Below are 22,689 nucleotides of genomic sequence, written 5' to 3' on the forward strand. Positions count from 1 at the left end.
CGATAAAGGCAAAATCCCGATCGTGTAAGAGTACGCTATAGTCTGTTCATTCTATAACTCAATTGCCCAATACTTGATTTTAAATTACCATACAATTGCTTAATTTTATTGAGGTTTTTTATGTTGTGTTTAAAATTAGCAAGACACATCGCTCGACAATACCAGAAAAAAGGAACAATTCACCTTCCCGATTTCGTTATTTATGATTTTGATGAAGAGGAATACCAAACCTTTTGGCGAGAAATCACATCATATCCGCGGCAACGATTGTATACAGATGGAATCGATGTGTTTCAAGTTAGTTGGTTTCGTACTATTTTTGAATCATTTAAAGGTTGGTTAGGCTTTGAAAATCATTGCCACCCTAATCGCATTGAAATGACTTTAGCTAAAGTCGCCTATACTGGCTATATCAAAGGCTTTAAATCTAAAGAGTTAAATAAAAGCACCGATGGATTCCCCATATCTAGTCGCTTTATAAAATTAACTAACTTATCAAGAACAAATGAAACCTCTGGAGAACTACAGCGATTATTAATGGGTTATTTCATCACTCATTCACACGCCTTTCCAGAGTTCAATGCATCCATTCGTGAAAGTTACCCTTTTGGTCAGACTCTGATACAAGAACATTTGGCTTATTTAATTCCCTCAATTGATCCTCAAGATAAGCAAACGATTAAAAATGCGATAAACCAAATCCGTTGTTATAGACAATCCGTCAGCAAAACATATTGTTTTCACTCCAGTCCCTTTGCTGAGGCCTATGCGCAATTTTTGGTTGAGCAACAGCAATACCATGAAGCATTACAATGGTTTCCGGAAGTCAAAAGTAAGTTTAAAGAATCGTTTATTGATTATTATTTAACTCAGAAAAAATTGGATCCCCAAGCATTAAAAGTTGCGATAGAACTCATTGCTGCATTATTTTTATCGGCCAATATGAACGATCAAGAAAAAGCTGTTGATTACATTAAAGTTAATTTTGACGACGAGGAGCAAGCTGTCTATTTAACACCCTATTCCAAATTACGAGCCCAAGTAGCAAAAGCTTATTTAGAGGATGCTAAAAGGGAGCACAACAAATGGGCGATAACCAAATTACTCACTGGCAATCAAACCATTAAGTATTTAGCTCAAGCAGTCAGACTCCAACCCCAAATAATGGAGGAAGACGACTCCACTCAAGACATCATACTGAAAGAAGAATGGACTCTGTATCAATTTGACCGTGCCATGGAAAGCAACCGCTTTCATGACGCTGATGCTTTATATACAGATAATCCTGGCTTCAAATTTAATAAATATGGGCTTGAACGTTTACGAGAATATTATTTTACTCAATTTAATGCAAATGAATCACGAATAAAGCGACTGTTATTGAGTCAAAATCCGGAAGCAGCAGTGCAAATAGCCGAAGAGCAAGTAACCCGGGCTAAAAAAATAGTGGGTATCGAGCCTCACGATTCTCTTGTCATGGAAGCAACTGTAAATTATGCATCTACACTATTAGCAGTTGATGAATTAATACACTCTGCGAAGGATTCCGATCGCACTCAATTGAATAAAGCACAACTTTATCTTAGTAAGTACTTATTCCTCAATAGCAATAGTGCGCTAACACAAGTTTATAATAAATTGTTACTACGAAAAATTGATTGTTTGATTGCACGACTTGCTGTCCCCATTGATTACAACGATCATTTAAATACCCGAATTGATTTTATTAAAGAACACATCGGCGAAATAGAAGAGTTGAAAAAGGAGCTTCGGGCTTTTATTGCCTTTAATGAATCCAAAACAAACGAAATGCGTCAAACGCTTGCGAAAATGTATTATTTATTGGCTGATGCCCTGGTTTATTTTGAGGAGAAAAAACAAGAGTCTATGCCCTACTTCAAAAAAGCGAAGGAACTAATGCCTGAGAATATTTATTACAATCTGCGTTATCTAGAAATCATTCAAGATGAACGAAGATATGAGGCAAGAGAAAAACTAAGTGAAATTGGTCATTTACATCAACTTCAATACAACAATTACATGCTCGAACGTTGGGGGGAAGACAAAATCATGTCCTCCGGTTTTGATATTCATATGGTTCCCCCGAACGACTCCCTTTTCAATTCCATTGGTAGGGCAATAGGTTTTTCTAAAATTGCATTATACCCCAGATAGTTGTGACAAAGATTGCATTCTTACCTAAAAAACTATCTGGGCAATCGAATCAACTTGCGCTATATTACCGCTAATTTACTTAACCCTGGCGCTAATGAAAATAAATCAACTCCGAACGGCATTGATTCTCTGCAAGATCATATTTTATACAGGAGTAACCAGCTTACGCTGTCTCTTTAAATATTTTTCTAGAACCATAAACCGTCCGTGGACGGATAAAGCATTACATCATTGGATTGATCAATTGCTGAATGCGGTGCAAGTTGAGTATAAAGTGATAAACCCTTTTAATACTCAACCCCTAGCAGGAAATGCCACGATTATTATGTGCAATCATTCCAGTGCGTACGATATTCCTCTTGCATTTAAAGCATTCCCAAATAACTCCATTCGCATGCTCTCAAAAAAGGAACTCTCAAGGATCCCTTTAATGGGGCAAGCAATGAAAGCGGCAGAATTTCCTTTTATTGACCGAAAAAATAGATATCAAGCCGTTAAAGACCTGGCATTTGCCAAGAAATTAATGGAAAGTGGGATTGTCATGTGGATTGCTCCCGAAGGTACTCGTTCCAAAGATGGAAAACTCGGCTCATTTAAAAAGGGAGGCTTTATCACTGCGATTCAGTCGAAGGCAACCATTATTCCTATAGGTATACGTGGTGCTAATAATATTTTACCGGCTCGCACTTTTAATTTTCATCTCAAACAAAAAGCCGAAATACACATAGGCAAGCCGATTGATGCATCACAATTTACTCTTGAAAACAAAGATGAGCTCATTCATCAAACTTTTGAGGTAATCAAAGAGCTGGTTGGAGAAAATCCTCCTCACTAATATAGTTGTAAATACTGTCTTTAAAAGCAAGTTAAATGTTCATTATAAACTTGCTTTTAAAGACAGTATCTACATTACGAAACAACTAGAACCTAACACCATATCCACTTGGTGTATTGACTATGGAAGCTGCCAATCCTATAGCTCTCGGATCAGATGCCGCAGTTAAAATATTGGTTTGTTTATCCCAGGTAATTGCTTGCATATCACCATAATTTTGTCCTAACTGCATTAGATTATACCCCATGGCTTTTAATGCTTCTTGTATTGATGGGGGCAAAGCATCAGGCTCAATCTGTATCACATCAGGTAAATACTGATGATGAAAACGCATAGCCGATACCATACTAATTGCCCCATACGCGTCATGAAACACCAATGATGCAATTAACACCATAGTAGGAATACGACTACCACCAGGGGTTCCCAAAATTGCTACGCGCCCTGGTAATTCAAGAAAAGTAGGCGTCATGCTGGATAATGGCCTTTTACCAGGAGCGATCGCATTTTGATCTGCGCCAACAATGCCAAAAATATTCTCTTGGCCAACTTTACTCGAAAAATCATCCATTTCATCATTCAGCAACACACCTGTTCCTTCAGCCACAACACTGGAACCAAAAATAAAATTTATGGATAGGGTTGCAGAAACACGATTCCCCTCGGCATCAATAATTGAGAAATGAGTTGTGTTCGTAATGCGATTCTTTTTCTCTTGATTATTTTTCGTTTGCCCTTGCAAAATAGAACTGGCAATTGCTTTATGTGGAGGAATTAATGTACTTAACTGTTTGCCATTTTCTGCAGAAAGTAACTTTTCAACAGGAATAGTCACAAAATCAGGATCGCCTAAAAACCGTTCACGCTGCCAATATGCCAGTCGCATGGACTCTACCAGGTAATGTACCCATTGAACTGTTGAGAATGATGATAGGGAATAGTGAGATAAAATATTCAGCATAGTCAATAAGGCGATGCCCCCTGCTGAAGGTGGAGGAGCAGTAATAATTAGCATATTATGATATGCCCCAATCAAGGGTTCTCTGACTTTGATGCGATATTTAGCCAAATCCTCGAGTGTCCAAATACCTCCTGCAGCATTCACACCTTTAACCAAACGTTCAGCAACCTCTCCGGAATAAAATCCTTGCTCTCCTTTTTCCGCAATGAGCTTTAAGGTGTTCGCCAAATCAGTTTGAATTAAACGCTCTCCAATGAGGTATGGGCGCCCATTGTTCAAGAAAATTTTAGCAGTAGCTGGATATTTTTTGATTTGTTCCAATCGATCTGCATTCTTTAAAAATGAACTTAATTGTTTATCAACCAAAAATCCTTCTTGTGCTATCTTAATGGCAGGAGCCAATGTTTTTGCCAAGGGTAATCGCCCGTAATTTTTGGCAATATATACCAATGCTGCAGGCTCTCCTGGAATTGCTGCAGCTAAACCTCCATTTAAGGATAATCCTGGTATCACGCTCCCATCTGGTGCCAAATACATGTCTTTTTTCGCAGCCAACGGTGCAGTCTCCCGCCCATCGATAAAAATGTTCTTATGTTGATTTTCTTGATGTAGAAGCCAAAATCCACCGCCACCTAGCCCGGAGTGATATGGTTCAACTACTGCTAATACTGCTGATACGGCAACGGCTGCATCAAAAGCGTTTCCACCACTTGCTAAAATTTCAAGTCCTGCATTAGTTGCCAATGGATTTGCGCTGGCTATAGCATAACCCGGCGGAAGAATGTCATTTGATTTGGCAAAACTAGTTATGGTGGGATAAAACAATAAATTAACACTGATTGTAATTAGAAAAAGTACTTTAAATAATGCTCGATGTTCCATGCTCATCCTGTCTCTTTTGGAGTTCCCGTACGACACAAGAAGGAACAAACTGAGAAATATCTCCATTTAAATTCGCAATTTCACGCACAAGAGTAGAAGAAATATACATAAAATTTTCTGATGGGGTTAAAAATAGTGTTTCAATTTGCTTGGATAATTTTCGATTCATTCCCGCCAATTGAAATTCATATTCAAAATCAGACACTGCGCGCAAACCACGTAAAATAATTCCCGCATTCTGTTCTAATACAAAATCGATTAACAGATTATCAAATCCGAGTACACGAACCCCTGATAAATCAGCAACTGACTCTTCTACAAGTTGAATCCTTGTTTCTAACGGCAAAAAGGGACGTTTCGCCTTATTGCTTGCCACAGCGACAATCGTGTCAGGAAAAATTTTAGCCGCACGACGGATAATATCAACATGCCCATTGGTAACCGGATCAAACGTTCCGGGATAAATTGCTTTTAATTTCATATTAATTAACCTGATTGCATATGCGAACAGTCTAGCGTATTGTTAGTTGAAAAACTACAAAAATGGACTTGAGGTGATAAATGAAAAGTATGAAACATTTTATAATAATTCCCTTTTTCTTGCTAACCGCCTGTGCCCCTCCCCGACCTGCTGCAGAATTGCCTGAAAACAAGGTTATGCCAGTAGAACAACGTAAAGCAAAAACAGAAACTGTTTCTTCCTGGGAAATTCGTGGTGCAATGGCTGCAAAAAATAAAAATAAAGGTTGGTCGGCTACTATGAATTGGAAACAAAGCGGCCCAGGTGCTTATCAAATTCGACTAATGGGTCCTTTAGGTGGTGGAACAGTCCTTATCGACAAAAAAGGTGATATAGTTACATTCCAGGATGGGCCTAAAAAAGTCACGTCACACAATGCTGATGAACTATTAGTAGAACAAACTGGAATCAGACTCCCGGTAAATAATCTTTATTATTGGGTGAGAGGACTTCCTGCTCCAGGCCCTGTTCAAGCAGAACATCGCGATGATTACAATCACCTGGTACAGTTAAAGCAAAATGGCTATACAATCAATTTCACCAAATATACTTCGGTAAAAGGGATTGATCTGCCAAGTATGATCCGTCTTGAAGGAAATGGAGTAATGGTCAAAGTAGTGATTCAAAACTGGACTGTTTAAATACAGCGTTTGAGCTTGAATTTGGACGAAGCGAAGTTTAGGAGTTTCTTGCTAAATTTCGTTTCTGCTTTACTTGCTCAACTACATATGACATTCTTGCCTCAATGTCAACTCCTACTTCTCGTTAAAAATACAAAAAATTATTGCATTCAAAGTTGACATGTTCCGAAAACCACTGCAAAATACGCATCACATTTGCAGGGATGAGCGCAATTTTATAACGGATGATTGTAAGAATCTGCAAATTTTAGGGGTGTCGCCAAGCGGTAAGGCACAGGGTTTTGATCCCTGCATACCTAGGTTCGAATCCTAGCACCCCTGCCACATTCTTGTTGATTCAAGTAAACAGACAGCAGAAGATAACCTGGAAGGATGCGTCTTGTAATGCTCAAATAATAATAATATCTTTTTGGCTGTCTTCTGCTATGTGTTTAAGTTAAATGATTAACCTAGATCTAAAGGCTTTTTACACATGTCCACAATGATGATTTTTGCCGGAAATGCAAATCCGGAATTAGCTCAACAAATTTCTTCTCATTTACAAATACCTATTGGCAAAGCGACTGTTGGTACGTTTAGCGATGGGGAAACGATGATCGAGATTCTTGAAAATGTCCGAGGAAGAGATGTTTTTATAATCCAATCAACTTGTGCTCCAGCAAATAATAATCTGATGGAACTCCTGACAATGGCTGATGCGCTAAGAAGGTCCTCTGCATCTCGTATCACGGCCGTAGTTCCTTATTTTGGTTATGCACGTCAGGATCGTCGAGTTCGCTCTGCACGTGTGCCAATTACAGCCAAAGTTGTTGCTGATATGATGGCATCAGTAGGTATTTGTAGAGTGCTTACTGTAGATCTACATGCAGATCAGATCCAGGGGTTTTTCTATATGCCGGTCGACAACGTTTATGCAACTCCGATACTTCTCGATGATATTAAAGAGCAAAATCTGAAAAATATGATGGTTGTCTCTCCTGATGTCGGGGGTGTTGTTAGAGCACGTGCTGTCGCAAAACGTCTTGACCATGCAGAGTTATGCATCATCGATAAACGCCGTAGTGGTCCTAATAAATCCGAGGTAATGCACATTATTGGTGAGCCAAAGAATAAAAACTGCATTATCGTTGATGACATTGTTGATACCGCAGGAACTCTTTGCTCTGCAGCACACGAACTTAAGAAAAGTGGCGCTCACAGTGTTAGGGCTTATATTACTCACCCTGTTTTATCTGGCCCTGCAATCAATAACATTAAAAACTCGGGACTAGATGAAATTGTAGTAACAGATACTATTCCTTTGTCTGATGAAGCACGTAAATGTGAGAAAATTCGCGTTGTAAGTTTATCTGATATGTTGGCTCAGGCTATTAAACGAGTTAATATAGAAGAGTCTGTAAGTTCCATGTTCGCAGAATAAATTTAAAATCTGGATGAAAGCCACAACAACCGGGAAATCTTTGATAGAAGCCCGGGGCTCTCCACTTCGGTTCATCCAGGCTACACTAATCATAAGTGTCCACTATCTTTTAGTTTATCCCCCACACCCTTACAACTATTTATATTACAGACTGGATTCTCTAGCCAAAAACTGAACCTAAAAAAAAGGAGCTAAAAGCTCCCTTTTTTTACTATAAATTTTATTAGTCGCGAGTACCAACATATTTATCATCGAAATATCGACGTAATTTGGTTCTTAAAGTTCCACGACTAATCCCCAGCATAATTGCTGCTCGAGACTGATTGTATTTACAATGTTCCATTACTGCACGAAATAATGGTGTTTCAATCTCTTCAAGTACAAATTGGTATAAGTCAACAGGATCAGTTCCCTTAAGCTCTGAAAAATATTTTTGCACTGAAAGAGTTACGCTTTCGGCCAGTGAAGCGGTGTTATCCACTACTTCATTACTGATTGTTGTCATTATTATTAGCTCCTCCTTTTAAAAACAGTATATTACCGAAACAAGCCCATTGAGACAAGGGTAGAACAGAAAAAACTGTATTAAAAATCAATATATAATGTTGAATATCAGTTCAAAAAGTTCTTATAGGGAGTAGGCTGCTTTTTACGATCTACTCCTTACAAAATTACTCCAGTTGCATCCTAGAATTTCATCATTGAAGGGTCATAAGGTTTTCCATTAATTGTGAATTTACCTTGGTCTAAACTCACTTCTATTACATAATCCGTACCTTGGACTGTAATTAGCCCATTTTGTTGTAATGCGCTTAGTTGTTTATTTGTTTGCATTTCTGCCAATTGCTCAGGCGTTAAAGCAGGTTGATTTGTTTGGTCTGCAGCTTGGCTTGCTTGGAGCTGCTGAGTTAAGGTTTGTTGCAAGTCAGGTTTATTGGAAATTTGTTGTATCACTGATTGCTTCATAACCGCTTTTACAGCTTCTGCCGGAACTTGTAACTTCGCCTTTCCTTGAATTTTTTGCATCATTTCAAATGGATTAGCATTTTCACCTTTAGGCAATGTTACATAAAGATTCCCTTCAACCTGTCCTTGAGGAATCTTGAGGCTAAGTTTAGAAATCTCAAACTCTGCACCCTTGTTAAATAATTTGGGTAGTTCAGGGAGAAGAGCAAGCATTGCTTGTTGCCGTTGGGTGTCATTCCCATTTTGCATGGCTGTTGTTTGTTGGTTAATTTTAGCCAGTACATCCGCGTCAAGATTTCTTAAAGCAACATCCAACTCCCCTGGACCATAATTTTGTCCATTCGCTAATACTGATTTTAAAGCAAGGTTAAAATGAGTATTGAAAAGATGTTGTTCAATATCGCTATCTGACTTAATTATAAGGTCATTCAACGAAAACAGTTTTTGATCTTTTACAAAAACATCAAAAGAAGGTAGGGAGAAATTTGCATCGCCCAGATACAATCCGGCAGGTGTTTCATGCAAATCATAATCACTGGATACCTTGTTTAAAGTAATTCGAGTACCCTCTTTAGTAGCTTTTAAACCATCCAGAACGATTTTACCAGCAACTTTACCCATCCCAGAAGACATTGTGGTTTTTGAATTCATTCCTAACCATTCAAGGTCGCCAGAACCATCTTTTGCAATTAATTTAAAATTAGGAACGCTGAATTCCACAGTACTTTCATTAAGGTAATTAACAAAAATACTTAAATCTAACTGTGGTTTTACGGAGTTTGCAGTAAATTGAGCTTCAAATTGTTGATTGTATTCTGCAGGGAATGGAAAAACTGCCTCACCATAACCCAATCCAAAACGTAATTGTTTGTTTGCATAAATAAAAGGGCCATGATGGATTGTTAGTGGCATCTCCATGTTATAGTCTTGAGCAGGAAGAGTTTTAGTCTGTCCATTTTCATCTTGTACTACACGCTCGGGAATATGCAGGCGCCACTTAATTTGAGCTTCAGAGTTAAATAATCCTTTATTGTATTGTTGGATTTCAGCATAAAGCCCATTAGACTGGTCAATTACTTCTATATTCTTTCTGATTGTTCGTTCAGTAAGAACGCCCATACCATAATATCCGCCTAGAATTAGAACGGCCAGGATAATTACTAATCCTGTAAATTTTTTCATTCTCGTCTCCATGTTATTAATTCGCATACAAAACTGCAGCTGAAAGTATAACAGCAAATAACATCAGAGTGCGATAAGCATATAAAAAAACAGTTGTAACTATTTTCTTATCAATCAACACAATTTCAAGCACTTAGGCGTGCTTTTGGGGTTTACAGTATGTTTCTTTAACAGTAAATGCCAACACAAGTGCGATAATGGAACAAAGTGGTAGCAACTTCAAACCTGCTTGGAAATCAGGAAGTAATAACGTTTCGACATTATAAGCACGAGCACCAGATACCATGTCAACCAATCGTCCGACTAAGGGCTGCAATAACGCCCCTACAAAAATCGATACCATGTTAGTAAACGCAATAGAAGTTCCTATCACATTTCTATCATGGATTTCAGTTGAAACGGCATAAGCAATAGCAACACCGGTATTGGTTAGACCAAAAAGGAAGAACAATAAATAAGCTGAGTTTTGACTTAAAGTAGGACTAAATACATACAAGGATGTGAAAACGACACCAAATAATGCAGAAATAATCATTAAAGGTTTACGACGTCCCATCTTGTCTGAAAGCCAACCGGATAAAGGACCACTAATACCCCAACCGATAAAAATTAATCCAGTAGCAAAAGCGGCCGCATGAGCACCTAACCCCCTGCCGAATTGCAGATATGCAGGACCAATTGCCTCGCCAATAACAGCAGTTGGTCCAAATAAAAATCCAGCATATAACGCATTAAGCCAGGTTTGTCTGCATGATAATATGACTTTTAAACTCTGAAGAATACTGAGCTGATTTGCAGAGCGGATCTCACTACGATGCTCACCAGGTTTATCTTGTACGAATTGGTACAATAGGGCTGCAAGTGCAATGAACAGAAATGCAATAATCAACATACTGTGGCGCCATCCCACATTAGTGACTAAAAATGAAACTGGAGCTTCTCCAGCAGCAGCACCTAGCATTCCTAAAGCCTGTGTTAAACCTGCAAGCAAACCCAGCATTGTAGGGGGAAACCAAGATGTAGCCAATCGAAGTGAGCAAACGAAAGCAAAAGCCGCGCTAAAACCTATAAGCATCCTACCTATTGAGCCCATAAATAGGCTATCCGCAAGACCAAAAACACAACAGCCAAAAGCCGTAACTAACGACATCACTGTGAGTAGCCAACGTATACTTAAGCGGTCTACTGTGAGTCCGACAGGGATTTGCATAAGGATATAAGGGATATAAAATGAGGCAGTCAAAATACCAAAACCTGCTTCGTTTATTCCAAAATCAATTTGTAAGTATCGATGCATTACTCCAGGAGCAACACGAGCCATATAATCAGAAAAATAGAATGCAGCAGCCAACCCCCATACTAACCAAGCAAATCCCATATAATTTTTACTGGTATAAACTTCTACTCTTGACTCATGTATTTTGTTCATAAACTCTCTACGCTAATAAGATCCTAGTCGGCTTTGTAGGGTTACAACACACACATCAAAAAATAACCCCAAGATAAAGATTGCCAGCATTTCATTTAACAACTCACTTTTATATCGTTAGCAGTATAAAAATGAAAAAAACTAACAATATTTATCCAAAAAATGAGCAATAAATCTGTCAAACAAAACCTACATTATACTGCTGTTGTCATTTATTTCAACACATAGTTTGGTTTCATTTTCATAGGTACAGAAAATGGTTATAATTGTCGTACTTGATATATATGGCATAACATATACCTAGTATCGCTATATGTATACTATTTTCGGCTGTTTTTACACCAAAATGCCGGGGTATCGTCCAAAATTACAACTAAGGCAAAAAATGAACGCTCTTAACCTTGCAATTAAAGAAGCTCTTGAAGCAGCTGGTAATTCCAAAGAAGCGAATAAAGCTTATCTTGAATTTATTAAAGCCAACTTCATTATCCCTGTAGAACAAAGTTCTAATGATGACCAACCTGTGGTGTTATTTTTACAAGAGGGAGAGCATATCTTCCTTCCAGTATTTACTGAAATGAGCTATCTTGATGCTTGGGCTAGTGATATTGTGAAGGACATAAAACTCCTTAAATTATCTGGTGTCGACTTACTTAAGGGGCTTGGTGATAATGTGACTATATGCCTCAACATAGGTAGTGAAATTTATAAAGAATTTAATCCGTCCGAAACCGCGCGAATGCGGTCTATGATACTCAAGCTGTTCAAAGATTAGAATATATCAAATGAGGTTGACGCATATTACGACATGTCGTTCGTAATCACGTCATCCTGAGGAGTTTACGACGAAGGATCTCCTGATTTTAACATGATAACTTTGTTATAATGTTCATATCTCTGCTGGAGCTCCCTCACTAAGGGATTACGTATCCCAATGGACGCAAACTAGTACGACAAAGTAATAAAATTACAACCACTTTATAACTTTTACGTATAAAATCTATGCTACCAACTCAAACAATTGGTATCCAACAATTGCAGAAGCTGCTATAGCACCGCTAATTTCGATTACCAGGGACAAAAAGCCATGCTTATGACCATACTCTTGATCATTTGCAGCGACCCCTTCACCCGTGGTCAATTCCTCTTTTTCTAAAGCATTCAATTCAAATAAAGGTTCTTCGCCCTCAATTGCATCCCACCATCCTTCTAACCAGTGTTCTGCTTGTTGGGTTCCTTCACGAAATGGATTATCTTGTTCCGCTACTTCTGCCAGTGCACATTCATATCCAAATGCATAACTGTCTTCATAGCTTGGATGTTCAATGTTAAAACGTAATTTAATATGTGGTAGTAAGGCTGTTATGTCGTTCATGATTATACCCTCTATTTATTCGTACAGTATTTACCTTTAATACTGTTAATAATTTCTACACTTAAAACAATTTTACGACTTTCTATAAACGCTTATTTACCAAATAAAAACATTTACTAAATCTTGACAAATTTTTCTTTAACCTGAAAAAAAATAACAACAACATCAATGAGAGTTTTTATAATTCTATATTATATAAAGCAATTATCAGGCCAAGTTTTTTTCTGTATCTTTAAGAAACAGAAAAAATAGAGTAAGAACAAAAAGAGGGATGAAATGTACATTTATGGCAGAACTTAATTTCTTGCCGGCAAATTTTGCCGCCAATACATGTTATTACTATGGTGCTAGGCGATGAAACGTCCATTGCCCATTTTTTAGATAATAGTGAATTCTATCGTGCAAACGGTTATCCCGTCCTTGCCAAAACTCAATTTCATTAGGAATAACCATGTAGCCGCCCCAAAATGTAGGACGTAACACGGGTTCTTGTCCATGTTTTTGAATTAAATCATTCAGGGCTTTTTCCAATGCTTCTCTTCCTTCAATTTCATGGCTTTGCGGAGAAACAATAGCACTGAATTGGCTTTTGATCGGTCTTGTAGAAAAATATAGATCTGATTGTTCTTTATCAATCGATGTTATTTGACCTCGAATACGCACTTGTCTTGCCATTTCTGGCCAGTAAAAATTAAGTGCTACATATGGATTGTTTTGAATTTGCTTTGATTTTTTACTTTGATAATTCGTAAAAAAAACAAAATTCCCCCCTTCCAAACCTTTTAACAGAACAACTCGAGAATCTGGGAAACCTTGATCATCTACGGTGGAGAGAACCATAGCAGTAGGATCATTCTTTTCATTTTTTAAAACATCTTCAAACCAAAGCTTAAATTGAACAATTGGATCTTCGGGAAGTGATTGTTCACTTAAATTGAGATCACCATATTCTCGTCTTATATCTGCAATGCTTCGAAAATTTGTCATGAAGTACCATAAGAAAATTGGGTACATAACCCAGAGTTAATATTCAATTGTTCTGGGTTATGGCGTTGCTCACTTATATTGACCATGAACATGTTGTTCTCGCAGAGGCATAAACCCATTTCTAACAAGACATGTGCCTGTGCAAGAATAGATTTACGCCTTCGCGGGATTGACAAAAATCATCAAGGCACAAAATCATGAAATCAATAGTAGCCTTGTTTAACCCAGAATTACACCCTGATAGATTACCAGCCTGTAACTTCGGCAACTGCATCACCTAAATCAGCAGGCGAACGTACTGTTCTCACCCCGGCAGCTTCTAAAGCTGCATATTTTTCAGCTGCAGTCCCTTTGCCACCAGAAATAATTGCACCAGCATGCCCCATACGTTTTCCGGCAGGTGCGGTAACGCCCGCAATATAGGAAACCACAGGTTTGCTAACATGTGATTTAATGTATTCGGCTGCCTCTTCTTCTGCAGAACCTCCGATTTCACCCACCATGATAATCGCTTCTGTTTGAGGATCTTGTTCAAATAGAGCTAAAGCATCAATAAAACTGGTTCCAGGAATTGGATCACCACCTATGCCAATACACGTACTTTGACCAAACCCTTTATCTGTGGTTTGTTTTACTGCTTCATAAGTTAAAGTTCCAGAACGCGAAACAATACCTACTTTACCAGGTAGGTGAATTGAACCTGGCATAATCCCAATTTTGCATTCGCCTGGGGTAATGATTCCAGGACAATTGGGTCCGATCAAACGGGCTTGAGTATTATTCTCTAAATAGACCTTTACCTGTAGCATATCCAATACGGGCACACCCTCTGTGATACAAACAATTAATTGAATGCCTGCATCTGCAGCTTCTAAAATAGAATCTTTGCAAAATGGTGCGGGGACGTAAATCACGCTCGCATCCGCTTTGGTTTCTTCAACGGCTTCACGCATGGTATTAAATACCGGCAAGCCTAAATGTTTCTGTCCACCTTTACCGGGTGTCACGCCACCAACCATACGTGTGCCATAAGCAATCGCTTGTTCTGAATGATAAGTTCCTTGCTTTCCAGTAAACCCCTGACACAATACCTTAGTATTTTTATTAACCAATACACTCATTGTTAACCTCGAAATTTAGTAATTAAGCAACAGCTGCCACAATCTTTTTCGCAGCATCAGTTAAACTGGTTGCAGCAATCACATTCAAATCACTTTTATTTAAAATATCAGCACCTAGTTGTGCATTATTACCTTCAAGACGTACCACCACAGGAATTTTTACATCTACTTCTTTCACTGCAGCAAGAATACCATCAGCAATGAGGTCACAACGAACGATACCACCAAAAATATTTACCAAAATACCTTTGACGTTGTCATCGGAGACAATAATTTTCAGTGCCTCACTGACTCGTTCCTTAGTCGCGCCACCACCAACATCAAGAAAGTTAGCCGGTTCACCACCATGAAGCTTAATCACGTCCATGGTCGCCATTGCCAATCCAGCACCGTTTACCATACAGCCAATAGTGCCATCTAGAGGAATATAATTTAACTCCCAGTCGCTGGCACGATTTTCGCGCTCATCTTCTTGAGTTGTATCACGCATGCTTTTTAATTTGGGTTGACGGTATAATGCGTTGCCATCGATATTAATTTTTCCATCCAAACAAATTAATTGTTCTTGTTTTGTTACAACTAGTGGATTGATTTCTAATAAGCTCAGATCACAATCAACAAACATTTTGCCTAAGCCCATCATCAAATGAGTAAATTGCTTAATTTGATCCTCTTTGAGGCCTAATTTAAATCCTACGTCACGGCATTGAAATGGCATCACACCAACTAAAGGATCTACAATTACTTTAAAAATTTTTTCGGGCGTTTCTTCAGCCACTTTTTCGATTTCTACACCACCCTCTGTAGAAGCCATAAATACGATACGGCGTGTAGCGCGATCAACAACCGCTCCTAGATATAATTCTCTACCAATATCACATGTTTCCTCAATTAAAACAGCATTAACTGGTTGTCCATGAGCATCGGTTTGATATGTAACTAAACGTGTACCTAATAATGATTTGACTGCTGCAGCTAACTCATCTTTATTCGATACCAATTTCACACCACCAGCTTTTCCTCTACCGCCAGCGTGTACTTGGGCTTTAACAACCCAACGCGCAGTAGATAGCTGTGACGCAACTTGCATTGCATCTTCAACACTGTAAGCGACTTCACCGTTTGGTACTGGTAAGTTGTAGCTAGCAAATAATTGTTTGGCCTGGTATTCATGTAAATTCATTGCAATTACCTTTCTAAAAAAGCAAAATTCGTCAATACTCATAAGTGTTAATTTATGCATCATATCCCGGGTGAAGAAAGACCAAACTCAGGATGTACAATTGATAAATTTAAAAACCCCTGGGCTCCAGCTGCGCCTTCACCCAGTTACATTTATGTGCCAAAGCGAATTTCGCTGTTACATTTCATTAAACATTAAGCAAAAGACGAGCAGGATCTTCCAATAACTCTTTCACACTTACCAAAAACTGTACTGAATCTTTACCATCAATCAATCGATGATCATAAGATAAAGCCACATACATCATAGGACGAATCACGATTTGTCCTTTTTCCACTACAGGTCTATCTTCAATTTTGTGCATTCCCAAAATTCCAGTTTGGGGTGGATTAATGATCGGAGTAGCTAATAAAGAACCGAATACCCCACCATTCGTGATAGTAAAGGTACCTCCCTGCATGTCTTCCATGGCTAACTTACCTTCTCTAGCCTTTTTTGCAGCATCATTAATTGCCAATTCAATTTCAGCCATACTCATCTGATCTGCATCACGAATCACAGGTACGACCAATCCTCTCTCAGTAGAGACGGCGATACCAATATCATAAAAGCCATGATAAACCACATCCTGACCATCTATAGAGGCATTCACTGCAGGAAAACGCTTTAATGACTCGACAACAGCTTTGGTGAAAAAGGACATAAACCCAAGTTTGACTCCGTGTTTTTTTTCAAAACTGTCTTTATATTGAGTACGCATGTCCATCACTGCTTTCAAGTTGACTTCATTAAAAGTCGTCAACATCGCTGCATTATGCTGAGCTTCCAATAAACGTTCCGCGATTTTAGCTCTCAAGCGTGTCATTGGAACCCGACGCTCTTCACGTAAGCCCATAGGTGCTTTTTGTGTTTGCTCTTTTCCACTTTCTTTAGATTGGGATGTTTTTTCTCTACTCGATTCTATATAAGCGAGAACATCTTCTTTAGTAATACGACCATCTTTGCCACTGCCTTGTATTTGCCCAGGCTGGAGGTCATGTTCTGCCATCATCCGTCGAACTACAGGACTGGTTGACTTATCTTCTTTAGCACTTACTTCATCACGTTCAGATTGTTCACTAGCCTTAGATGCTTCTGCTTTTTCTTCTTTAGCTTCAGATCCAGCACCCTCTTTGATTTTGGCAAGTAATTGACCTGAACGAACTGTGTCACCCTCTTGAAACATTATTTCAGCCAGTATTCCATCAGCAGGAGCAGGAACTTCCAGTACGACTTTGTCTGTTTCCAGATCGAGTAAATTCTCATCACGGGTAACTTTATCACCTACTTTTTTATGCCACGCTGCTACAGTTGCATCTGCAACCGACTCAGGCAAAACAGGTACTTTGACTTCAATAGACATGGTTATACCTTCTTATTTTATTAAATTCGTTAACAAATTGTAGTCTGGAAAAAGGCAAAGCCATACTCCAGACTACGAGAAACTCACAATTAGTCCAATAAAGCTTGCTCTACTAAAGCTTGTTGTTCTTTTGCATGCAGAGCAGGGCTTCCTACAGCAGGTGCCGCAGCAAATTCCCTTCCGGCATAATGCAAGGTTTGTTCAGGACGCAAACAATCTATTATATTATGCTGAGAAGAAAACCATACCCCTTGATTTTGTGGCTCTTCCTGACACCAAATAACCTTCTTGGCCTGAGGATATTTATTTAGCTCAGTCATAAGTGCCTTTTTAGGGAATGGATATAATTGCTCAATTCGCACTAAAGCTATATGGTTTAATTCTTTATCACGACGCATTTGCAACAAATCATAATAAACCTTTCCACAGCACAGCACTACTTTTGTAACTTTTTGTGCATCAATTGCATCAATTTCCGGAATAATAGTATGGAATTTACCTTTGAATAAATCTTCCAATGGAGAAACTGCTAATTTATGACGTAGAAGACTCTTGGGTGTCATAACAATCAACGGTTTACGGAAATTCCGGATAACCTGTCTTCTTAATAAATGGAAGATCTGAGCAGGTGTAGTTGGCGTACAAACTTGCATATTGTGCTGAGCACAAAGCTGCATATAACGCTCCAAACGAGCTGATGAATGCTCTGGGCCCTGTCCCTCATATCCATGAGGTAATAACATGACTAAACCACATAAACGACCCCATTTTTGCTCACCAGAACTAATAAATTGATCGATTACCACTTGCGCGCCATTGGCGAAATCACCAAACTGAGCTTCCCAAAGTACCAGGAAATTTGGAGCAGAGGCGGAAAATCCATATTCGAAAGCCAGTACTGCTTCTTCAGAAAGTACTGAATCGATTACCGAAAAAGGTCGGTCCAGCTCATTGGTGATTTGCTCCAAAGGAGTGAACGCCTCTCCAGTTTCAACATCATGCAATACAGCATGGCGATGAGCAAAAGTTCCTCTTCCAGAATCCTGGCCAGACAAACGCACACCATAACCTTCTTGAACTAAACTGGCATATGCCATAATTTCTGCATATCCCCAGTTCATCGGTAACTCACCGGCAGTCATCTTATCACGTTCATTTAATAAGCGTTGAACCACTGGATGCAATGCAAAACCTTTTGGCAATGTGCTTAATATTTTAGCTAATTTTTGTAAGTTCTCTTTTTTGATTGTGGTATCTACTTTATCTGTCCATTTTGCATTCAGATAAGGGGTCCAATCAACTGCATACTTACCTTCATAATCACCATGAACCAAATCTACAACCGCTTTACCCTGATCCAGGGCATCACGATATGCATCTACTAATTTTTCAGCATCTTTACTGGTCAGAAAACCTTCTTGTACCAATTGTTCAGCATAAATTTCGCGCAAGGGGCGCATGGATTTAATTTTTCGATACATTGCAGGTTGGGTTACCGCCGGCTCATCTGCCTCATTATGGCCATGTCGTCGATAACATACGAGATCCACTACTACATCTCGTTTAAATTTCATTCTGAAATCAAATGCCAGTCTGGTCGCAAACACCACTGCTTCAGGATCATCGCCATTCACATGAATAACAGGAGCCTGAACCATTTTGGCAACATCAGTACAATATAAAGTAGAACGAGCATCGAGAGGATTGCTGGTAGTAAAGCCTATTTGGTTATTAATTACAATGTGAACGGTACCACCAGTACAATAGCCACGGGCCTGAGAAAAATTAAAAGTTTCCATTACGACACCTTGGCCGGCAAATGCAGCATCGCCATGAATAACGACAGGAACAACTTTATCTTTTTTGTCCAGATCACTACGTCGACCTAAACGAGAACGCACAGATCCCTCTACTACTGGTCCAATAATTTCTAAGTGTGAAGGGTTAAAAGCTAAAGCCAGGTGTACTACTGAGCCCGAATTTGTTTTTATATCTGAAGAAAAACCTAAATGATATTTCACATCACCAGTACGTTCATATTTTATTTTTCCTTCAAATTCTTGGAACAGTTGATTAGGTTCTTTACCTAGTACATTCACGAGTACATTTAAGCGGCCTCGATGTGCCATACCAATAACTAATTCTTTAACATTATCTTTGCCAGCACACTCAATAATTTCTTTCATCATGGGAATTAGTGAATCGCCCCCTTCAAGAGAGAATCGCTTTTGACCCACGTAACGTGTACCTAAATAACGCTCCAAACCGTCCGCAGCAATTAAATCTTTTAAAATTTGCATTTTTTTTGCTGCATCTAACTTAAGTCGGCCACGTACAGATTCCATTCGTTCTTGCAGCCATTCTATTTCTTCAGTATTAGAAATATGCATATATTCAATACCAATACTGCTGCAATATGTTTCGCGCAGTGCTTGATATATTTCATCCAGAGTCATTTCTGGACCATTAAATCTAGTGCCTGCAAAAAACTTACGGTTTCTATCTACATCGGATAAGTGGTGATACTCCAATTCCAATGCAGGCACTGGAGTACGCTCTGTCATTTCCAGAGGATCAAGTTTGGCCGCATGATGGCCCAATGAGCGATATGCGTTAATTAAATCGGCAATCCGAAACTGCTGACTATCTGAAGCTTGAACGACAGGTATTGCTTTTTTATCTGCATTCTGCAAAAAATAATCACGAATTTCTCTATGCGAGAATTCTTTTTCGGCGCTATTAACCTTAGGCAAAGCACTGAATACTGCTCGCCAATCGGATGAAACCGAACTCGGGTCAGCAAGATAATCTTCATAAAGACTATCAACATAAGCCATACTTCCGCCAGATAAATAGGAAGAAGCCCATTTTTTTTGCAGATCGGAACTGCTCATTTTCTTTTCTCCAAAGGGGTATTAATCACTACCACCAGTAAATTGGCTATTCCACTCATCCCCGTGGATAAAACAGCTATCCCCGCAAGTGCGGGGATCATCCTTATACTGATTTCGAGCTCATTTAAGATCATTCCCATTGTATGGGAACTATATTTTTCTATACATGGCTTTTACCAGTACCTTAAAAATAAGAAAAGTACTATTAGGTCTCTTTTGTCAACATTTGTTGGCGAATCTCGGAAATCGCTTTCGTTGGATTGAGTCCTTTAGGGCAGACATTAGTACAATTCATAATACTGCGGCAACGAAATACACTGAATGGATCTTGCAATTTATCCAAACGATCTGCTGTGGCTGTATCACGACTGTCTGCTAAAAATCGTCTTGCCTGTAATAATCCAGCAGGACCAACAAATTTGTCCGGATTCCACCAGAATGAAGGACATGAACTGCTACAACATGCGCATAAAATACATTCATATAATCCATCAAGTTGAGCGCGTTCCTCTGGTGATTGCAACCGTTCTTGAGCTGGAGGAACCTCATTATTTTGCAAATAAGGCTCTATACGCTCATATTGTTGATAAAACTGCGTCATATCAACTGCTAAATCACGAATTACAGGAAATCCAGGCAAAGGACGGACAACTATTTTATCGGTATTCAACTGAGACACATGGGTAATACAAGCCAAGCCATTTGTCCCATTAATATTCATACCGTCCGAGCCACAAACTCCTTCGCGACAAGAACGTCGGTACGTGATGGAGGGGTCCTGTTCTGCTTTCAAACGTTCGAGTAACGTGAGTAACATCGGATCGCTTTTAACTGGGATCTCCAATTCATAATCTTTCATATAAGGCTTAGCATCCACCTCAGGATTATAGCGATATATTGATAGGGTCAATTTTCTACTATCTGCTGCCATGTAATCTATCCTCTTTAGTAAACGCGTTCTTTTGGCGCAAAAGGCTCGACATGCTTAGGTGATGCATTAACTGGACGAAAATCAATCTTCTCACCTTCCTCAAAATATAGCGTATGTTTAATCCAGTTCGCATCATCGCGTTTTGGATAATCTTCACGACTATGAGCACCGCGACTTTCTGTACGAACAATTGCAGACTGCGCTGTAGCATATGCAGTTGCCATCAAATTATCCAACTCTAATGCACTAACTCGCTCTGTATTAAATATCTTACTTTTGTCTTCTAATTTAGCATGCGCCAAGCGCTCACGCAGAGCCTGAAGACGTTTTAAGCCAGAAGCCATTACTTCACCGGTACGGAAGACACCGAAGTCTTCTTGCATTACACGTTGCATTTCATCATGAATTACTGCTGGGCTTTCACCGTCTGTTGAATTATTCCATCGGTTATATCGTTGCAATGATGGAGCAATATCATCATCACTAATATAAGTCATTTCAGGCAATTGATTTGACTGCCATAGCTCTTCAACATGCAATCCTGCTGCGCGGCCAAAAACAACTAAGTCCAGTAATGAGTTACCACCTAAACGGTTCGCACCATGTACAGAAACACAAGCACACTCACCTACTGCATATAAACCATCTACAGTATGTTCAATACCGTTGGTTTTGGTAAGTACTTGGCCATACATATTTGTAGGTATACCGCCCATGCTGTAGTGGCAAGTAGGAACTACGGGAATTGGCTCAACAATTGGATCAACTCCTGCGAATTTCATAGACAACTCACGAATTCCCGGCAAGCGTGATTTAATAAGATCGGCACCCAGGTGATCCAATTTTAATTTAACGTGATCAACTCCTTTAGGATCAAAACCTTTACCGGCACGGATCTCAAGTGCCATCGATCGAGCAACTACATCTCGGGAAGCTAAATCCTTAACTCGCGGCGCGTAACGCTCCATAAAACGTTCGCCGTCCTTATTAATCAGATAACCGCCCTCACCTCGACAACCTTCAGTCACCAAAACACCAGCTCCAGCAATTCCAGTAGGATGAAACTGCCACATTTCCATATCTTGTAATGGGATACCGGCTCTTAATGCCATACCAAAACCATCACCAGTATTAATAAAGGCATTGGTTGTAGATTGGTAAATACGGCCTGCGCCACCGGTAGCCAAAATACATACTCTTGATTGGAAAAATACTACCTCTCCTGTTTCGATACACATCGCAGTAACACCGGATATATGTCCATGCGAATCTTTAACGAGATCAAGCGCATACCATTCACTAAATACATGTGTTTTAGCTTTTAAATTTTGTTGGTAGAGGGTATGTAATAACGCATGCCCGGTTCTATCCGCTGCAGCACAGGTTCGCGCGGCTTGATCGCCACCAAAATTTTTGGATTGACCGCCAAACTGACGCTGATAAATTTTACCATTATCCATGCGTGAAAAAGGCAACCCCATATGCTCGAGTTCATATACAGCTTCAGGGCCCGTTTTACAGAGGTATTCAATTGAATCCTGATCACCAATATAGTCAGCACCTTTCACGGTATCATACATATGCCAACGCCAATCATCCTCATGCGCATTTCCCAGTGCACAAGTAATACCTCCTTGAGCAGATACTGTATGTGACCGAGTTGGAAATACCTTAGATAAAAGTGCGACTTTTAAACCTGAATTTGCCATCTGCAGTGCAGCTCGCATTCCAGCCCCACCAGCTCCAATGATTACTGCATCAAATGTGTTACGTGCAATTGCCATG

General features: G+C 39.3%; 18 protein-coding genes and 1 tRNA gene. 6 read left to right on the top strand and 13 right to left on the bottom strand.

All coding sequences use genetic code 11. From position 1 onward, the window contains the following. Positions 1-120 precede the first annotated feature (120 nt). Complete coding sequence (locus tag ELY20_RS02240) at positions 121-2,175, top strand: hypothetical protein (RefSeq protein WP_110141003.1); 2,055 nt, start codon at positions 121-123, stop codon at positions 2,173-2,175. Positions 2,176-2,269: 94 nt separating this feature from the next. Continuing rightward, a complete protein-coding gene (locus tag ELY20_RS02245) occupies positions 2,270-3,010 on the top strand; it encodes a lysophospholipid acyltransferase family protein (protein ID WP_110141002.1) in 741 nt (246 codons plus the stop codon). A gap of 85 nt (positions 3,011-3,095) precedes the next feature. Here the strand turns inward: ELY20_RS02245 and ggt are convergent, their stop codons facing one another. Next, complete coding sequence (gene ggt / locus ELY20_RS02250; RefSeq protein ID WP_165831558.1) at positions 3,096-4,853, bottom strand: gamma-glutamyltransferase; 1,758 nt, start codon at positions 4,851-4,853, stop codon at positions 3,096-3,098. Further along, positions 4,831-5,334, bottom strand: coding sequence for a pantetheine-phosphate adenylyltransferase (gene coaD / locus ELY20_RS02255; protein WP_110141000.1), 504 nt, complete (start codon positions 5,332-5,334; stop codon positions 4,831-4,833). The genes ggt and coaD overlap by 23 nt, the downstream gene beginning before the upstream one ends. Before the next feature lie 80 nt (positions 5,335-5,414). Between coaD and lolB the strand changes: the two genes are divergently transcribed. The 3 genes from lolB (at position 5,415) to ELY20_RS02275 (ending at position 7,434) form a co-directional block, all read left to right on the top strand. Then, a complete protein-coding gene (gene lolB, locus ELY20_RS02260) occupies positions 5,415-6,014 on the top strand; it encodes a lipoprotein insertase outer membrane protein LolB (protein ID WP_110140999.1) in 600 nt (199 codons plus the stop codon). 249 nt (positions 6,015-6,263) lie between these two features. Beyond that, a tRNA-Gln gene (locus tag ELY20_RS02265) sits at positions 6,264-6,338 on the top strand. A gap of 148 nt (positions 6,339-6,486) precedes the next feature. Next, positions 6,487-7,434 carry a ribose-phosphate pyrophosphokinase gene (locus ELY20_RS02275; RefSeq protein WP_110140998.1) on the top strand — a complete coding sequence of 316 codons (948 nt, stop codon included), beginning with the start codon at positions 6,487-6,489 and terminating at the stop codon, positions 7,432-7,434. A gap of 223 nt (positions 7,435-7,657) precedes the next feature. On the opposite strand, the gene ELY20_RS02280 is transcribed toward ELY20_RS02275, so the two are convergent. The 3 genes from ELY20_RS02280 to ELY20_RS02290 form a co-directional block, all read right to left on the bottom strand. After that, a complete protein-coding gene (locus ELY20_RS02280; protein ID WP_003633193.1) occupies positions 7,658-7,939 on the bottom strand; it encodes a helix-turn-helix domain-containing protein in 282 nt (93 codons plus the stop codon). A gap of 182 nt (positions 7,940-8,121) precedes the next feature. Next, complete coding sequence (locus ELY20_RS02285) at positions 8,122-9,582, bottom strand: YdgA family protein (protein WP_110140997.1); 1,461 nt, start codon at positions 9,580-9,582, stop codon at positions 8,122-8,124. Between the two features lie 133 nt (positions 9,583-9,715). After that, the gene (locus tag ELY20_RS02290) at positions 9,716-11,011 is read right to left on the bottom strand and encodes an MFS transporter (RefSeq protein WP_165831552.1); all 1,296 of its coding nucleotides are present in this window, start codon (positions 11,009-11,011) and stop codon (positions 9,716-9,718) included. Positions 11,012-11,396: 385 nt separating this feature from the next. On the opposite strand from ELY20_RS02290, the gene ELY20_RS02295 reads away from it, so the two are divergent. After that, positions 11,397-11,786 carry an SseB family protein gene (locus ELY20_RS02295; RefSeq protein ID WP_110140996.1) on the top strand — a complete coding sequence of 130 codons (390 nt, stop codon included), beginning with the start codon at positions 11,397-11,399 and terminating at the stop codon, positions 11,784-11,786. 225 nt (positions 11,787-12,011) lie between these two features. On the opposite strand, the gene ELY20_RS02300 is transcribed toward ELY20_RS02295, so the two are convergent. The 8 genes from ELY20_RS02300 to sdhA all read right to left on the bottom strand — a co-directional run bounded on the left by ELY20_RS02300 (position 12,012) and on the right by sdhA (position 22,688). After that, positions 12,012-12,386, bottom strand: a complete 375-nt coding sequence (locus tag ELY20_RS02300) for a transmission trait enhancer LetE (protein WP_110140995.1) — start codon at positions 12,384-12,386, stop codon at positions 12,012-12,014. A gap of 339 nt (positions 12,387-12,725) precedes the next feature. After that, positions 12,726-13,373 (bottom strand): pyridoxamine 5'-phosphate oxidase, encoded by a 648-nt coding sequence (pdxH, locus tag ELY20_RS02305; protein WP_110140994.1) that lies wholly within the window; start codon positions 13,371-13,373, stop codon positions 12,726-12,728. A gap of 245 nt (positions 13,374-13,618) precedes the next feature. Next, the gene (sucD, locus tag ELY20_RS02310; protein ID WP_110140993.1) at positions 13,619-14,494 is read right to left on the bottom strand and encodes a succinate--CoA ligase subunit alpha; all 876 of its coding nucleotides are present in this window, start codon (positions 14,492-14,494) and stop codon (positions 13,619-13,621) included. A gap of 22 nt (positions 14,495-14,516) precedes the next feature. Then, a complete protein-coding gene (gene sucC / locus ELY20_RS02315; protein ID WP_110141154.1) occupies positions 14,517-15,677 on the bottom strand; it encodes an ADP-forming succinate--CoA ligase subunit beta in 1,161 nt (386 codons plus the stop codon). Positions 15,678-15,864: 187 nt separating this feature from the next. Beyond that, a complete protein-coding gene (gene odhB / locus ELY20_RS02320; RefSeq protein ID WP_110140992.1) occupies positions 15,865-17,079 on the bottom strand; it encodes a 2-oxoglutarate dehydrogenase complex dihydrolipoyllysine-residue succinyltransferase in 1,215 nt (404 codons plus the stop codon). 89 nt (positions 17,080-17,168) lie between these two features. Further along, positions 17,169-19,973, bottom strand: coding sequence for a 2-oxoglutarate dehydrogenase E1 component (locus tag ELY20_RS02325; RefSeq protein ID WP_110140991.1), 2,805 nt, complete (start codon positions 19,971-19,973; stop codon positions 17,169-17,171). Positions 19,974-20,178: 205 nt separating this feature from the next. Continuing rightward, on the bottom strand, positions 20,179-20,904 hold the full coding sequence (locus ELY20_RS02330; RefSeq protein WP_058468737.1) for a succinate dehydrogenase iron-sulfur subunit: 726 nt from the start codon (positions 20,902-20,904) through the stop codon (positions 20,179-20,181). Positions 20,905-20,918: 14 nt separating this feature from the next. After that, positions 20,919-22,688, bottom strand: coding sequence for a succinate dehydrogenase flavoprotein subunit (gene sdhA, locus ELY20_RS02335; RefSeq protein ID WP_110140990.1), 1,770 nt, complete (start codon positions 22,686-22,688; stop codon positions 20,919-20,921). Between the last annotated feature and the right edge of the window lies 1 nt (position 22,689).

Source organism: Legionella qingyii (assembly GCF_003990155.1).
In the GTDB taxonomy this organism is placed as follows: domain Bacteria; phylum Pseudomonadota; class Gammaproteobacteria; order Legionellales; family Legionellaceae; genus Legionella; species Legionella qingyii.

What these genes read in the sequence shown, in the direction of transcription:
- coaD (WP_110141000.1), bottom strand. Translation starts at nt 5,334, where the DNA reads ATGAAATTAAAAGCAATTTATCCCGGAACGTTTGATCCGGTTACCAAT.
- odhB (WP_110140992.1), bottom strand. Translation starts at nt 17,079, where the DNA reads ATGTCTATTGAAGTCAAAGTACCTGTTTTGCCTGAGTCGGTTGCAGAT.
- sucD (WP_110140993.1), bottom strand. Translation starts at nt 14,494, where the DNA reads ATGAGTGTATTGGTTAATAAAAATACTAAGGTATTGTGTCAGGGGTTT.
- lolB (WP_110140999.1), top strand. Translation starts at nt 5,415, where the DNA reads ATGAAAAGTATGAAACATTTTATAATAATTCCCTTTTTCTTGCTAACC.
- ELY20_RS02275 (WP_110140998.1), top strand. Translation starts at nt 6,487, where the DNA reads ATGTCCACAATGATGATTTTTGCCGGAAATGCAAATCCGGAATTAGCT.
- ELY20_RS02330 (WP_058468737.1), bottom strand. Translation starts at nt 20,904, where the DNA reads ATGGCAGCAGATAGTAGAAAATTGACCCTATCAATATATCGCTATAAT.
- ELY20_RS02280 (WP_003633193.1), bottom strand. Translation starts at nt 7,939, where the DNA reads ATGACAACAATCAGTAATGAAGTAGTGGATAACACCGCTTCACTGGCC.
- ELY20_RS02300 (WP_110140995.1), bottom strand. Translation starts at nt 12,386, where the DNA reads ATGAACGACATAACAGCCTTACTACCACATATTAAATTACGTTTTAAC.
- ELY20_RS02245 (WP_110141002.1), top strand. Translation starts at nt 2,270, where the DNA reads ATGAAAATAAATCAACTCCGAACGGCATTGATTCTCTGCAAGATCATA.
- ELY20_RS02290 (WP_165831552.1), bottom strand. Translation starts at nt 11,011, where the DNA reads ATGAACAAAATACATGAGTCAAGAGTAGAAGTTTATACCAGTAAAAAT.
- sdhA (WP_110140990.1), bottom strand. Translation starts at nt 22,688, where the DNA reads ATGGCAATTGCACGTAACACATTTGATGCAGTAATCATTGGAGCTGGT.
- ELY20_RS02295 (WP_110140996.1), top strand. Translation starts at nt 11,397, where the DNA reads ATGAACGCTCTTAACCTTGCAATTAAAGAAGCTCTTGAAGCAGCTGGT.
- pdxH (WP_110140994.1), bottom strand. Translation starts at nt 13,373, where the DNA reads ATGACAAATTTTCGAAGCATTGCAGATATAAGACGAGAATATGGTGAT.
- ELY20_RS02240 (WP_110141003.1), top strand. Translation starts at nt 121, where the DNA reads ATGTTGTGTTTAAAATTAGCAAGACACATCGCTCGACAATACCAGAAA.
- sucC (WP_110141154.1), bottom strand. Translation starts at nt 15,677, where the DNA reads ATGAATTTACATGAATACCAGGCCAAACAATTATTTGCTAGCTACAAC.
- ELY20_RS02325 (WP_110140991.1), bottom strand. Translation starts at nt 19,973, where the DNA reads ATGAGCAGTTCCGATCTGCAAAAAAAATGGGCTTCTTCCTATTTATCT.
- ggt (WP_165831558.1), bottom strand. Translation starts at nt 4,853, where the DNA reads ATGGAACATCGAGCATTATTTAAAGTACTTTTTCTAATTACAATCAGT.
- ELY20_RS02285 (WP_110140997.1), bottom strand. Translation starts at nt 9,582, where the DNA reads ATGAAAAAATTTACAGGATTAGTAATTATCCTGGCCGTTCTAATTCTA.